The sequence below is a fragment of the Gemmatimonadaceae bacterium genome, from assembly GCA_020852815.1.
In the GTDB taxonomy this organism is placed as follows: domain Bacteria; phylum Gemmatimonadota; class Gemmatimonadetes; order Gemmatimonadales; family Gemmatimonadaceae; genus SCN-70-22.
The window spans coordinates 40,841-53,871 of the sequence record JADZAN010000024.1; the positions used below are offsets into that span (position 1 = coordinate 40,841).

The window sequence follows — 13,031 nt, forward strand, 5'->3', positions numbered from 1 at the left end:
CTGGTAGGATCTCCCGGGGGTGTGAGACATGAGGGCAGGACGATGCATCGACGAAGGAGCTGCAAAACGGGCGACGCATTCGCGATGCGCGAAAGTGTCAGGGAATACGCTGCGGGCGTCAATACGGATTCCGCTGGCGGCGGTCATTGCCGGGCTGGTGGTGTCTGGCAGGGGCGAAGCGCAGGATCGCGCCATCAGGCGTTGCGTGGATGACACGACCCGGGTGCTTCCGGCGAGCGTGCCGCGGGAGACGGTCGACACCATTGCCCCCGGCATCACCTATACCTGCCTCCTGCGCCCCGAGGGACCCTGGCTCGTGCACGTGGCGACGATCGACCTCCCCACCGCGCGCGCGCGCGGCTACGCGCTGGATGGCGTGCGCGCCCACGACCGCATGGTGGGGCGCGAACGCGTGAGTGCCATGGCGGCGCGCCTGCGCGCGCGAGGGGAGCGAGCGCTGGCGGCCATCAATGCCGACTTCTTCGACCTCGGCACCGGCGAGGTGGAGAACAACCATGTGGTCCGCGGCGAGTGGGTGAAGGGCGCCGTGATCACCGACTCGCCCCACGACGATTTTGACAACGCGCACACCCAGTTCGCGGTGGACCGGCGCGGACGGGTGCGGATGGGGCGCTTCGAGCTGCACGGCGCAGTGCGCGCCGCAGGGCGTACGCAGCCACTGGTGGGGGTGAACTACCGCCCGCCGCGCACCAGCGGGCTCGTCCTCTACACCCCCTGGTACGGCGCCGTGACGCTGAGTGACACGCTGTCGCTCGCGCAATCGGGCGTGCGGCCGCCGCCCGAGCGCGACCCGGACGCGACGCCGCCGGGTGCAACACCGGCGCGAGGGGCGCCACCTCCCTCCGTCTCGCAACTGCGCGCCGACAGCGCCCGTGCCGCGCGGCTCGCCGCCACGCACGACGCGGTCGAGGTGACGCTGACGGGGGCCGGCGCGCGCGGCGACACGCTGCTGTATCGCGTCTCGCCGGCACCAGCGCACGTGGGCGGGGCGATGCCTATCCCGCCGCGCGGCGCGGTGCTGAGCGCCACCGGCGACTCGGCCATCGCCTTCGTGCGCGCGCTGGCGCGCCGCGGAACACTGGTGCGCGTGGTGGCTGGGCTGGGCGCGCCCCCCTTTGCGCCGCGTACCTCGGTGGGTGGCTGGCCGCGCGTGGTACTCGACGGGGCGAACGTGGGGGTGCGCGCCGACTCGCTGGAGGGGACTTTTCCGCGCTTCTCGACGGCGCGACACCCGCGCAGCGCCATCGCCCTGTCGCGCGACTCCACGAAGCTGATGCTGGTCGTGGTGGATGGGCGGCGCGCGTGGAGCGTGGGGATGTCGCTTGCCGAGCTGGCCGACAACCTCATCGCGCTGGGGGCGTATCAGGCGATGAACCTCGACGGCGGGGGGTCGAGCGCGCTGTGGCTGGCGGGAGAGGTGGTGAACTTTCCCTCCGATCCCTCGGGAGAGCGCGCGGTGGGGAATGCGCTCGTGGTGCGTGCCACGCGCCCCGATCGCGTTGCAGGTGGCGGGGTGGGGGCGGCGCCCCGCCCCCGGCGCTAGGCGCGGGGCTGCATGAACGCCGGATTCAGCGACCACTTTGCGCGCCAGGCCGGGGGATACGCGGCCTTTCGACCGCAATACCCGGTGGCAATGATCGCGTCCATTGCGGCGCTGGCGCCATCGCGCGCACGCTGCTGGGATGTGGGGACCGGGAATGGGCAGGCGGCGCTGCAGCTGGCGGTGCACTTCGACGAGGTGGTGGCGACCGATGCCAGCGCGCGCCAGCTCGAGCACGCCGTGCCACACCCGCGCGTGACGTACCGGGTGGCCCCCGCCGAGCACGCGCCGCTCGCCGACGCGTCGGTCGACCTGGTGACGGTGGCGCAGGCGCTGCACTGGTTCGACCTTGCCGGCTTCTACCGTGAGGTGCAACGCGTGGCGCGCCCCGGGGCGGCCATTGCCGCGTGGAGCTACGACCTGCTCACGGTCGACGATTCCGTCGATGCGGCGGTGCGCTGGTTCTACGCCGAGCGCGTGGGGCGCTACTGGCCACCGGAGCGGCGGCACGTCGAGTCGCGCTACGCCACGCTCGACTTCCCCTTTGCCCCGCTCCCCGTGGAGGCGCCGCCGATCGAGGCGTGGCTCGATCGCGACGGGTTGGTCGGCTTCATCGGGAGCTGGTCGGCGCTCGCGCGGGCCCGGGAGGGCGAGGGTGGGGACCCGCTGGAGGAGTTTGCGCTACGGCTGGCTAGCGCGTGGCCCGACGCAAACGAGCGGCGACTCGTGCGGTGGCCGGTGGTCGCGCTGGCGGGGCGGGTGCGCGAGGCGCGTTAGGCCTCCAGGCGCAGGGTGCTGGCGCGTTAGGCGTTGGCGCGCTGGCGCTGGGGCCGGCGCTGGGGCCGGCGCCGGCGCTGGCGTGTCAGGCGCTGGGCGCGGGCACAGCGCCTGCGCCCGCGCCGGCAATCGTCAGGGAGCCGCGGGCTCCACCCGCACGGGGAAGTTCATCGAGTTGGCGAGGAAGCACAGCTCGTGCGCCCGCTCGTGCAGCTGACGGATGAGGGCTGCGTCGGGGGCGCCGCGGAACGAGGCGCGGGGACGCAGGACCGCGTCGGTGAATCGCCCCCCGCCGTCGGGTGCAATGACCAGCGTCGCCTCAGGGGAGTCTTCATATCGCTCCACCACCACGCCGGCGTCGGCGCAGAGGTGCAGGAACCAGAGCATGTGGCACGACGCGAGCGACCCCACGAGGAGCTCCTCCGGGTTGTAGCGCGTCGCGTCGCCGCGAAACGCGGCATCGGACGACCCGGGCAGGAGCGGCTTGTCACCGGCGAAGTACTCGTGATCCCGGCTGTAGCCGCGATAGGTCGCCGTGCCGGAGCCGAGGTTGCCGGTCCAGCGGAGGCTGAGGTGGAAGTGGTGGTGCACTTTCGTGAGAAGACGAGAGGACGAGAAGCCTGCCCCAGCGAAGGCTGGGGACGAGAAGCCTGCCCCAGCGAAAGCTGGGGACGAGAGGCTGGAGACGAGGGGCGTGCCGCAGCGAGGGCGAGAAAGGTGCGACGCTAAGCTAGCGCGCCGGGGAGAATTCAATGACACCGGCGCTGCCGGGAGCCGTGGGGTCGCCGTCGCGCGGGCCCTTGGGGCCGCCGCGCCGCACCTTGGCGCTCGCGTCGGTCACGTCGATCGCCACGTAGGCCGTCCCCGTCAGGTGCACCTCGGGGATCGCATCGTAGTCGACGCCCTCCCGGCGGCCGGGGAAGTAGCGCTCGATGAGCGCGTACGAGGCCAATAGCTGCTCCTCGCGATCGACCACCACGCGCCCCACCCCGAAACAGACCGCGCTGCGGTAGTTCACCGAGTGATAGAGCGCCGTCCGCGAGTAGACCAACCCGTCGACCAGCGTCACCGACACGCACACCGCCTTCCCCGTCGCCAGGTGCTGCATGAGGCGCGAGTGGTGCGCCCCGTGGATGTAGATGGTCCGCGGGCGCGAGGCGTGAACCGCATACGTCATCGGGATCACGACCGGCCCCTCATCGTCGGCAATGCCCACGTGCGCCACCAGCCCGTCGCGCAGGATGGCGCCGATCTCGTCGGGCGCGGTCCTCTCTGGATGTACGCGCACGTGCGTCCGGTCAGAAGTCGGCACGAATCCGGTGGGAGTCGCGAGCGGAGTAGCGAGCGGAGTAGCGAGCGGAGTAGCGAGCGGAGTGGCGAGCGGGGTGTCGAGAGGCGTGGTGAGAGGAGTCGCCTCGGTCGGTGGCTGGGACATGCGCCTGCGAATGAAGGGTAGGGCGGCGGGTAGCGGAACACTCGGCTCCCGGGTGACTTTACCTGATCTCTGGGCTTATGCAAACGGCCAGAAGACGAACTCTTGATACGGCCAGAATGACTCGGCGCAGATCGACCACGCCGCTTGCCGTCGCGCTCGATCCGCGCGCCGGGGTCCCGCTCCAGCGGCAGCTCTATGAAGCACTGCGCGATGCGATCCTCGATCGGCGCCTCGCACCAGGGACGCGCCTCCCCGGCTCGCGCGCCCTGGCCGAGTCGCTCGAAGTCTCGCGCACCACCGTGGCGCTCGTCTTCGAGCAGCTGGGGGCCGAGGGATACCTGCGCGGCGAGGCACGCTCAGGGACGTTCGTGGCGCGCGTCCTCCCCGATGTCCACCTGCGGGCCGCCCCACGCCCGACCGCCGAGGGCGGCCCCTCGCACCGCCGTCGCGCCTCACGCAGCGCGCCGATGGACCGCTCGGGACGCGCTTCGCCACCTTCGCCCACGCCCGCCCTGCTCGCCACGCCCGCCACACCAACCACGCGCACCGAGCACGGCACGCCCGCCACGCCCGCACTCTCACGGCGCGGGTTGCTGCTGGCGGGGTTGTCGATCACCTCGTCGCCAATGCACGCCCTCACCGGGGCGCGCGCGTTCCGGCTCGGGACGCCGGCGCTCGAGCAGGTGCCGTTGCAGCTGTGGGGGCGCCTCCTCTCGCGGCGGTGGCGGCGACTCACCGCGCCCCAACTGGCGTATGCCGAACCGTTCGGTGCCCCCGTGTTGCGCGAGGCGATCGCGAGCTACGTGCGGCACGCGCGCGCGGTGCGCTGCGAGGGCGACCAGGTCATCGTCGTCAGCGGCGCCCAGCAGGCGTTCGATCTCTGTGCCCGCGTTCTCCTCGACCCGGGCGACGGCGCCGCCATCGAGGACCCCGGCTACCGCGGAGCGCGCGCCGCGCTCGTCGCCTCCGGTGCCACCCTCGTCCCCGTCCCGGTCGACCACGACGGCCTCGACGTGGATTCGCTCGACGCGCTCCCGGTGGCGCCGCGCCTCGCCTGCGTCACGCCGTCACACCAGTTCCCGTTAGGCGTCACGCTCAGCGCGGCCCGGCGCCTGGCGCTCCTCGACTGGGCACGCCGCCACTCGGCATGGATCGTCGAGGACGACTTCGACAGCGAGTACCGCTTTCGCGGGCGCCCGCTCCCTTCGCTGCAGGGCATGGATCGCGACGGACGCGTGGTCTACGTGGGGACGTTCAGCAAGACGCTCTTTCCCGCGTTGCGCCTGGGCTACCTCATTGCACCGAGCTCCCTCGTGGACGCCTTCGCCCGCGCCCGCGCCGCGGTCGATCGACACCCCTCCACGCTGGAGCAGCTCGTCCTGGCCGACTTCATCGCCGACGGCCATCTCGCGCGGCATGTGCGCCGCATGCGCGCCCTCTACGCCGAGCGACAGGAGACGCTGCTCGCGCTCCTGTCGGAACGCGCCCACTGGCTCGAACCGACGCCGGTCGATGCGGGGATGCACCTGGTGGCGTGGCTGCCGCCCTCGTGCAACGACCAGCGACTCGCGGCACGCGCGCTGGACGCCGGCGTGGTGGCATCGGCGCTTGGCACGTTGAGTCTCGCACCGCTGACGCGCGGTGCACTCCTCCTTGGATTCGCCGGATTCGATGGTGACGCCATGTCGCGCGCGCTCGACGTGCTGGGTCGCGTGGCGCGCGAGGCAGGGGTTGCCCAGTAGACAAGGGAGCGGCACCCGCTAAGGTTGAGAAGCCGCCGGTCGGCACGCACCAGGCCAACTCACAAATGCTCGACGGCTCCTGGTCGACGCAGCGCGCTCCGCACTCCTCATCGTTCCGTCTTCTGCCATGGCCTCGCCGACGCACTTCGACGCCCCGCCGAGCGATTCGCCCGACGCACGGAGATGCGTGTTGCACGAGGCGTTGCGCGCCTTCCCGGCGTCGCTCTTCCAGTTCGACCCGCGCATGAAGGACGGGTGGTACACCGACCGGTACTTCAAGCGCACGGCCAACACCATCGCCTTCGATGGGCGCGACCCGGTGGTGCAGGTGCAGGTCTTCGCCAAGCAGCACGGGATCATCGCCGGCGTGTATGAGGTGATCCGCATGTTGCAGACGCAGTTGGCGCGGCATCCGTACGGCGGGCGCGGCCACACCATCCGCGACTTCACCATCGAGACGCTGATCGACGGCGATCCGCTCTCTCCGCGCGAGACGGCGCTCCTCATCACCGGCCCCTACATCGCCTTTGCGCATCTCGAGACCGACTACCTCGGGGTGCTGGCGCGGCGGTCGCTGGTGGCGACCAACGTGCGGCGCGTGATGGACGCGGCGCACGGCAAGCCGGTGATCTTCATGGGGGCGCGCCACGATGACTGGCGCGTGCAGACGCCGGATGGCTACGCGGCGCGCGTGGGCGGGGCGGGGAGCGTGTCGAGCGATGCCGGGGGGGCCTGGTGGGGGGCCTCCGGGGTCGGGACCATGCCGCACGCGATGATTGCGGCCTTTGGCGGCGATGTGGTGGCGGCAACGCTTGCCTTCACGCGTTACTGCCTGGCGCACGAGCCCGACGTGAAGGTCGTGTCGCTGGTCGACTATCACAACGACGTGGTGCGCGACACGCTGGCGGTGGCCCGCGCGATGCAGGCCACCTTTGGAGCAGGGTCGCTGGCGGGGGTGCGTGTCGACACCAGCGAGCGCCTGGTGGACAGTTCGCTCGCCGCCGACGCGGCCGCGCGCGGGCGGGACGGGCTCACCGGCGTGAATCCCGAACTCGTGCGCCGCCTGCGCGCCGCCCTCGATGGCGCTGGCTTTCCCGAGGTAGGGATCATCGTGTCGGGGGGCTTCACCCCGGCCAAGATCCGCCACTTCGAGCGCGAAGGCATTCCCGTTGCCGGGTATGGCGTCGGCTCCTCGCTGCTCGGTCACAACGATGGCGACGCCGACGGCCTCCTCAACTCGTTCGACTTCACGGCCGACATCGTGACCGTCGATGGCCACCTCGAGAGCAAGGTCGGTCGCGGCTTCGTCCCCAACGCGCGCCTGGTGCCGGTCGATGTTGCCGCGCTCTAGGCCCCTCGTCGGCTGGGTGGTCGACGTGCAGCACGACTTCATGCGTCCCGACGGGCGGCTCTACGTCCACGACCTGTTTGACGCCAGCGACGCCGGCGCCACGAAGGCAACGCCGGCCATCGTGCGCACCGTGGCGTGGATGCGTGCGCATTGCGACGTCGTCGTCTTCACGGGCGATTGGCACGACTACGGCGATCGTGAGATCGACCCCGTTTCCCCCGATCCCACCAGGGGGACGTATCCGCCGCACTGCATGGGACTCTCCGCAGACGAGTCGGAGCGGAGTGGCGCCGCGATCATTCCCGAGATCGATCCGGGGAGCGAGGTGCTCATCCTTCCCCGCGACGCGAACGACGCGTTGGCGCGATCGGTGGCGCAGCGCGCCGTCGACGAACGGCGCGCGGTGTTCGTGCAGAAGCGCGAGTTCTCGGTCTTCGAGGGGAACGACGGAGCGAACGCCTTCGTGGAGGCGTTGCGCCAGGCACTCGGCGGTCAGCCGCGCTTCGTCGTGTGCGGCGTGGCCACCGACGTCTGCGTGAAGCAGGCGGTCGATGGCCTCCTGGATCGATCGCTCCCGGTTACCGTCGTGCGCGATGCGACGTGGTCGCTCGGCCTTCTGGATGAAGCGGCGACGTTCGGGGCGTGGCAGGCGCGCGGTGCGACGCTCGCGGCATCGCCGGACCCGGCAACGGGGCCCTGAACCACGCGCCGGCTTCTAGAACGTGAGCCCCACCCGCAGCCCGACGCCTTGACGTCCGTCGCGCACCGTGGGCGACCACGAGACGCGACCGGGGAGCGGCAGTCGCATCCATCCCTCGTCGGCGAATCGTGAACCGACGATCGCTCCAACCACGCCGCCCACCACCAACCCCACGCCGGCGGTCACGCCGCGGTCGTACTGCCTGGACTTGTCGCTCGGCTTCAGGAGTCCGGTGACGCCCCAGAAGAGGAGGGCGCCCGCGGGAGCGCCGATTGCCGCGCCCTTGAGCATGGGCTTCCGGTTGTAACGCTCGTCGCCCTTGCTGATCTCGAGCCGGGTGATCTGGTCGGTGGTGAGCGTCCAGATTCCGCGGCCGGCGCCGGCCTCGATGAAGACGGCGGTGTCGCCCCGCATCTCGAGGAAGTTGCCGATGAGTGGGGCAACCAGGGTTGTGGCCGAGACGCGGACGCGGGCCCCCGGAGTAACGGGGAGCGCGGTGGAAGAGGCTGGCGTAGCGGGCCTGGCCTGCTGTGCCCCTGCCGGAAGGGCGAGGGCGGCGAGCAGGGCGGCGGCCGGGGCGATGTTCAGGAGACGCACGGATGCTCCATCGGAGCGCAAGGTGAAGTCGGCGCGGGCGTTACACCCGAAGTATACCCGCCTTCGGTCCATTTGCCGCCACCGCGGGGGCGGCGAGCGACTCAGGGACCGGGTCCAGGGGATGGCCCCAGCGAATGGATGACGATCGTTGCACGCTCAGTGCCACAGGCGCCGCGCACGGTTGGAGGGAGCCTGTGACTCCGGTATGTTGCGTTACCGGCCATCTACGCTGCCACGGTATGCACGCCATGGTACGAAAGTCATGGCAGGCGCACTGTGCAGGGCCCGCAGGGTGTTGGACCGACCACCAACGCGCTTGTCGCCGATCTGGAGGGGATCATGACGCATGCCGCCGACGTCAACGACGTAACCGCCCTGGTCCGTGTCCCTCGCCGGCCTGGGCGCGTGTCGACCCCAGTCGGGACGCTGGAAGGGTCGGCGATTCTCAAGATCGCCGGCGAGATCCGCCAGCGTGTCGCGGCCGGGGAGAAGGTCTGCAACCTGACGGTGGGCGATTTCGACCCGCGCCAGTTCCGCATCCCCGCCTCGCTGGAGCAGGGGATCGCGCACGCACTCGCGCGCGGCGAGACAAACTATCCGCCGGGGGCCGGCCTTCCCGCGCTGCGCGATGCGGTGCTGGCGTACTATGAGCGCTCGTTAGGGCTGCGCTACCCGCCGGAGTCGGTCATCGTCACCTCGGGGTCGCGCCCCGGGGTGTACGGGACGTATGCGACGCTGGTAGACCCGGGCGATCGCGTGGTGTACCCCGCGCCCAGTTGGAACAACAACTACTACTGCCACATGGTTGGCGCGGTGGCGGACCCGGTCTCGACGACCGCCGAGGAGTCGTTCATGCCGTCGGCGGAGGTGTTGGCGCCGCACCTGCGCGGGGCGCGGATGCTCGCGCTCAACTCGCCGCTCAATCCCTGCGGCACCGTGTTCACCGCCGAGTCGTTAGGCACCATCTGCGACCTCGTGCTGGAGGAGAACGCGCGGCGCTCGCGCTCGGAGCGCCCGCTGTACCTCATGTACGACCAGGTGTACTGGCAGCTCACCTTCGGCGACACGGTGCACGTGGATCCCGTTACGCTGCGTCCCGAGATCGCGAAGTACACGATCCTCATCGACGGCATCTCGAAGGCGTTTGCCGCCACCGGGGTGCGGGTGGGGTGGGTGCTGGGCCCCACCGACGTGATGGAGTCGATGAACAACTTCCTGAGTCACGTGGGGACCTGGGCACCGCGCGCCGAGCAGGTGGCAACGGCGGCGCTCCTCCTTTCGGAGGACGCGATCGCCGATTTCCGGCGCCAGCTCATTGCCGGCGTGCAGGCGCGGCTCGATGCGCTCTATGGCGGGATCTCGGCGCTCAAGGCGCAGGGCTTTGCCGTCGACGCGATCGCGCCGCAGGGGGCCATCTACCTCAGCGCCCGCTTCAACTTGTACGGCAAGACGACGCCACACGGTGACGTCCTGAGGACGAGCGAGGACATTCGCGGCTGGCTGCTGCGTGAGGCGGGGCTCGCCGTCGTCCCCTTCCACGCCTTTGGGGCTGAGGGCGAAAGCGGCTGGTGCCGCCTCTCGGTGGGCGCGGTGAGCGTCGAGGACATCTCGGCGGCGCTGCCGCGCCTGGCCGCCGGACTCGCTGCGCTTGGTTAGGGCACGGCGCGGAACTCGCGGGGCGCCACGGCGCCCCGCATCCATTCCGCTCGCCTGGTGACTGCCCGCATCTCCCACCCCTCGTCGCCCCCTCCCATGCGCCCTCGCCGCCAGACGTCCGCGGTTCGCCTCGCCATGCTCCTCGCGCTCGTTATCTGCAGCGCGCTCGTCGCGCGTTCGTCGGCTGCCCACGCGCAGGGGACGATTCCCCCAAGGGACGAGCAGGTTGCAGCTGCCGTCCTCCCGCTTCCCCCCGAGATGCGTGCCTCCGCGCGCGTGCTGGGGTACAACGCCAGGGGGGAGTTGGTCGAGTTGCGCGCCGGCACGATGATGACCTGCCTGGCGCGCGATCCCAAGGCGCCGCGCTTCCACGTCGCCTGCTATCACGAATCGATGGAGCCGTTCATGGCTCGCGGGCGCGAGCTGCGCGCCAAGGGGGTGACCAACGCCGCCGAGATCGACTCGATGCGTTTTCGCGACGTGAGGTCGGGGAAGATCGCGATGCCCAGGTTCCCGGCGGCGCTCTACTCGCTCACCGACGGCAGCTTCGACGCCAGGAGCGGGACCGCGCCCGGGGCCAGGCACCTGTACGTGGTCTACATCCCGTATGCAACCGCGGAGAGCACCGGACTCTCCACCAGGCCTAACGGGAACCAGCCGTGGATCATGTTTCCCGGCACGCCCAAGGCTCACATCATGTTCACCCCGACGATGTAGCGATGCACGGCGCGCGCTTTCCCTGGGTCGCCGTGGCCAACGTGGGGACGGGATGGGAGGCGGACCTCGTGGTTGCACGCCTCGATGCGGAGGGGATTCCCGCTCGCAGCCGCGGCAACGACCTGGTGGGGATCTTTGGCCCGGGCTTCCAGGGGGCGAGCGCGCGCGGCCACCTGGTCGAGGTGCCGACGCCGTACGCCGAGCGCGCGCAGCGACTGCTGGCGCGGCCGCCAGGCCTCGAGGGGTTCGACGAGCCCGAGGACGAGGATCCCGCGTGACCGTGGTGATGGCGCGCGCCTAACGAAGCGTTACTTCCCGGCCACGAGCGCGAGGGGAACGTTGCGCAGCCCCTGCCACCTCCGCGGCGCCGCACCGGCCCGCTCGCGCACGAGGAGTTGCGCCGAGAGGCCGCCATCGAGCATCAGCGCGCGGACCGCACCCAGTCGTCGCATCGCTTCCGCCATCTCCGGCGTGGTGGGGCCAATGGGGGTGCGGTCGGGGAGCGTGCCGCCCGCATAACGCGAGAGGGCGATGACCACCCGGCCGTCGCGACGGATGCCGATGGCGAGACGGGTGTCGCGATGCGTGAGATCCACCTGCGCGGTGGCGGGGCACAGGGCCGCGGGCGGGGCGCCGTCACCCGTCAGGAGCAACGGATAGGACTGCAGCGCCTCGCGCAGCGCGGGAGTGCCGCGCCATTGTGCGATGTCGCCCGGGGCGATGATGTCGACCGCGCCAGCGGTATCTGTCACCAGGGCACCGGCGAGCGTGCCACTCCCCGGCGCTTGCCACTCGCGCCCGCGATGCACGACCCATCCCCATGGGCCGTCGTCACCGAACTGCCCGGCGTTGAGCGCGACGCGCGCGTCCGCGGGCGCGACGCCGAGATGCCAGGGCTGGAGAACGCCGTCCTTCTGCACGAGGTCGAGCGAGAGGCGCAGCCGCCGGGGATCGAACGTGACCACCACGAGGCGCACCGGGATGCCGCGCTCGCCGAGACGCACGGGCCACGTGCTCCACTGCACCTCGTCGCCACGCCATTCGAGCCGTGGAGCGAGGCCGTAGGCCGGCTCGGCGGCAGGGTTGCAGCTGATGGCCTCCACCGCGGTGGCGGGCGCCATGGCTGCGGGGCGCCCGCGCCGCGCACCCGCACCCCTCGGTGCCTGTGCAGACGTGACGCCGGCAGGCGCGAATGTCGCGGCGGTCGCCACCGCCAGCAGCACGGCGCGCCCGGCCCATGCCGCGACCGCGCGCGCCGGCGCCCGAGGACGGGAAAGCCTAACGATAACTGGCGCCAACTACCAGCCGCGCAGGTCCGAAGTCCCCGACCAGGTGAGCGCGTTGCTCTTGAACAGCGGCGCCATCTTCACCAGCTCGTCGCGATGGAGCGCAAGCACGGCGAGTTCCTCGTCCGTAAAGACCCCTTCCTTCCCCAGCTTGGTGGCGGGAACGAGCCCGGCCTCGCCCAGGGCGTAGAGCGCGGCGCGCTCGCGCACCATCGCAAACTGATGGCGCGTCATGGCCGACAGCGCCGGCTCCTCAACGGTGAGCGTGCGGAAGTCGTCGTCGACGCCGCCCGCGCTCTTCATCGCCTGCACCTCGAGGAACGCTGCGGGGGCGTACGGCATCGGTCCGCACTTGGACATCGCACCGACCATCGTGGCCGTGGCCGCGTACGTCGCGACCTGGAGGGAATCCTCGAGATAGACGCGCTTGCGCATGTCGGTCCCGGCCAGTGCGTCGTTGTGGCGCTTGAGCATGGCCTGCTGACCGGCGATCAGCTTCTGCGCGGCGGCCACATTGGTCTGCGATGGCATGGCTCCAGCGTTGCTCGACTTGTCCACGCACGACTTGACCGCGTCACGCTTGGTCTCGTAGGCCCGCTTTTCGGCTTCGGCGGTCGCGATCGCCTGCGCCTGCTGGCTCGCCGACTTGAGCGACGCGAGGACCATCGTCAGGCGATCGGCGGTGATGCTGATGTCGATCTTCGCGGCGCCGGACGCGCTGCCACTGGTGCTCACTCCCGCGGCGGCGGCGGCCTTGGTCGTGGCCGAGTCCTTTCCGCCCGACGCTGCATTCTTCGCGGCGTCCTTGGCGAGCTTCTTGAGCCGCCCCGCGATCTGGGCGTGCGCCGACAGCGGCGTCAGTGACAGCGCGAGTAGCACGGCCAATCCGCGCCCGACGAACAAGAGGCGTGCTTGGCGCGCCGAGGAACGGACGGGACGGATGCGCATGGTCGGGGAGTGTGAAGGGAACGGGTTGGTGGGTGGTCCGAGGCGCTCACGAAAGGGAACGCGGTGCGGCGATGGCGGAGAACGTCGCGCAGGCGCGGGGGCCCCACTCTGTAGGACGCGCAATGTGCAGACCAACAACGGAGACATGAAGACTCCCCGAGCGAAGGCTGGACCCGAGACTCGAAACGGAAAGCTGCCGCGCCCTCGGACTTGACGCGCGGCGAGGTTGCTTTTAGCCTTTCATCCGGCTTCACGGATCAA

Annotated in this window: 13 protein-coding genes; 8 read left to right on the plus strand and 5 right to left on the minus strand. The window is 70.8% G+C overall.

Features of this window, described 5'->3' with window-relative positions:
- The first annotated feature begins 94 nt into the window (after positions 1–94).
- On the plus strand, positions 95–1,564 hold the full coding sequence (locus IT359_13425; GenBank protein ID MCC6929977.1) for a phosphodiester glycosidase family protein: 1,470 nt from the start codon (positions 95–97) through the stop codon (positions 1,562–1,564).
- A 12-nt stretch (positions 1,565–1,576) separates the two neighbouring features.
- Positions 1,577–2,338, plus strand: coding sequence for a class I SAM-dependent methyltransferase (locus IT359_13430; GenBank protein MCC6929978.1), 762 nt, complete (start codon positions 1,577–1,579; stop codon positions 2,336–2,338).
- Positions 2,339–2,470: 132 nt separating this feature from the next.
- Here IT359_13430 and IT359_13435 read toward each other — a convergent pair whose 3' ends face one another.
- Together IT359_13435 and IT359_13440 are read right to left on the minus strand one after the other, a co-directional pair.
- Positions 2,471–2,929: an OsmC family protein gene (locus tag IT359_13435; protein MCC6929979.1), complete on the minus strand. Its 459-nt coding sequence runs from the start codon at positions 2,927–2,929 to the stop codon at positions 2,471–2,473.
- Between the two features lie 139 nt (positions 2,930–3,068).
- Positions 3,069–3,626 carry a pyridoxamine 5'-phosphate oxidase family protein gene (locus tag IT359_13440; protein MCC6929980.1) on the minus strand — a complete coding sequence of 186 codons (558 nt, stop codon included), beginning with the start codon at positions 3,624–3,626 and terminating at the stop codon, positions 3,069–3,071.
- A gap of 263 nt (positions 3,627–3,889) precedes the next feature.
- Here IT359_13440 and IT359_13445 point away from each other — a divergent pair, with 263 nt between their 5' ends.
- From IT359_13445 to IT359_13455, 3 genes are all read left to right on the plus strand, one after another.
- Positions 3,890–5,515, plus strand: a complete 1,626-nt coding sequence (locus tag IT359_13445; GenBank protein MCC6929981.1) for a PLP-dependent aminotransferase family protein — start codon at positions 3,890–3,892, stop codon at positions 5,513–5,515.
- 127 nt (positions 5,516–5,642) lie between these two features.
- The gene (locus tag IT359_13450) at positions 5,643–6,866 is read left to right on the plus strand and encodes a hypothetical protein (protein ID MCC6929982.1); all 1,224 of its coding nucleotides are present in this window, start codon (positions 5,643–5,645) and stop codon (positions 6,864–6,866) included.
- Positions 6,850–7,566, plus strand: coding sequence for a cysteine hydrolase (locus IT359_13455; GenBank protein ID MCC6929983.1), 717 nt, complete (start codon positions 6,850–6,852; stop codon positions 7,564–7,566). Before IT359_13450 ends, IT359_13455 begins: the two co-directional genes overlap by 17 nt.
- A 15-nt stretch (positions 7,567–7,581) precedes the next feature.
- Here IT359_13455 and IT359_13460 read toward each other — a convergent pair whose 3' ends face one another.
- A complete protein-coding gene (locus IT359_13460; protein ID MCC6929984.1) occupies positions 7,582–8,163 on the minus strand; it encodes a hypothetical protein in 582 nt (193 codons plus the stop codon).
- Between the two features lie 405 nt (positions 8,164–8,568).
- On the opposite strand from IT359_13460, the gene IT359_13465 reads away from it, so the two are divergent.
- The 3 genes from IT359_13465 to IT359_13475 all read left to right on the plus strand — a co-directional run bounded on the left by IT359_13465 (position 8,569) and on the right by IT359_13475 (position 10,814).
- Positions 8,569–9,819, plus strand: coding sequence for an aminotransferase class I/II-fold pyridoxal phosphate-dependent enzyme (locus IT359_13465; GenBank protein MCC6929985.1), 1,251 nt, complete (start codon positions 8,569–8,571; stop codon positions 9,817–9,819).
- 96 nt (positions 9,820–9,915) lie between these two features.
- Entirely contained in the window at positions 9,916–10,536 is a 621-nt protein-coding gene (locus IT359_13470; protein ID MCC6929986.1) for a hypothetical protein, read from the plus strand.
- Positions 10,537–10,538: 2 nt separating this feature from the next.
- Entirely contained in the window at positions 10,539–10,814 is a 276-nt protein-coding gene (locus tag IT359_13475; protein MCC6929987.1) for a hypothetical protein, read from the plus strand.
- Positions 10,815–10,844: 30 nt separating this feature from the next.
- Here the strand turns inward: IT359_13475 and IT359_13480 are convergent, their stop codons facing one another.
- Together IT359_13480 and IT359_13485 are read right to left on the minus strand one after the other, a co-directional pair.
- Complete coding sequence (locus IT359_13480; GenBank protein ID MCC6929988.1) at positions 10,845–11,657, minus strand: phosphodiester glycosidase family protein; 813 nt, start codon at positions 11,655–11,657, stop codon at positions 10,845–10,847.
- A 177-nt stretch (positions 11,658–11,834) separates the two neighbouring features.
- Positions 11,835–12,770: a hypothetical protein gene (locus IT359_13485; GenBank protein MCC6929989.1), complete on the minus strand. Its 936-nt coding sequence runs from the start codon at positions 12,768–12,770 to the stop codon at positions 11,835–11,837.
- Positions 12,771–13,031 lie beyond the last annotated feature (261 nt).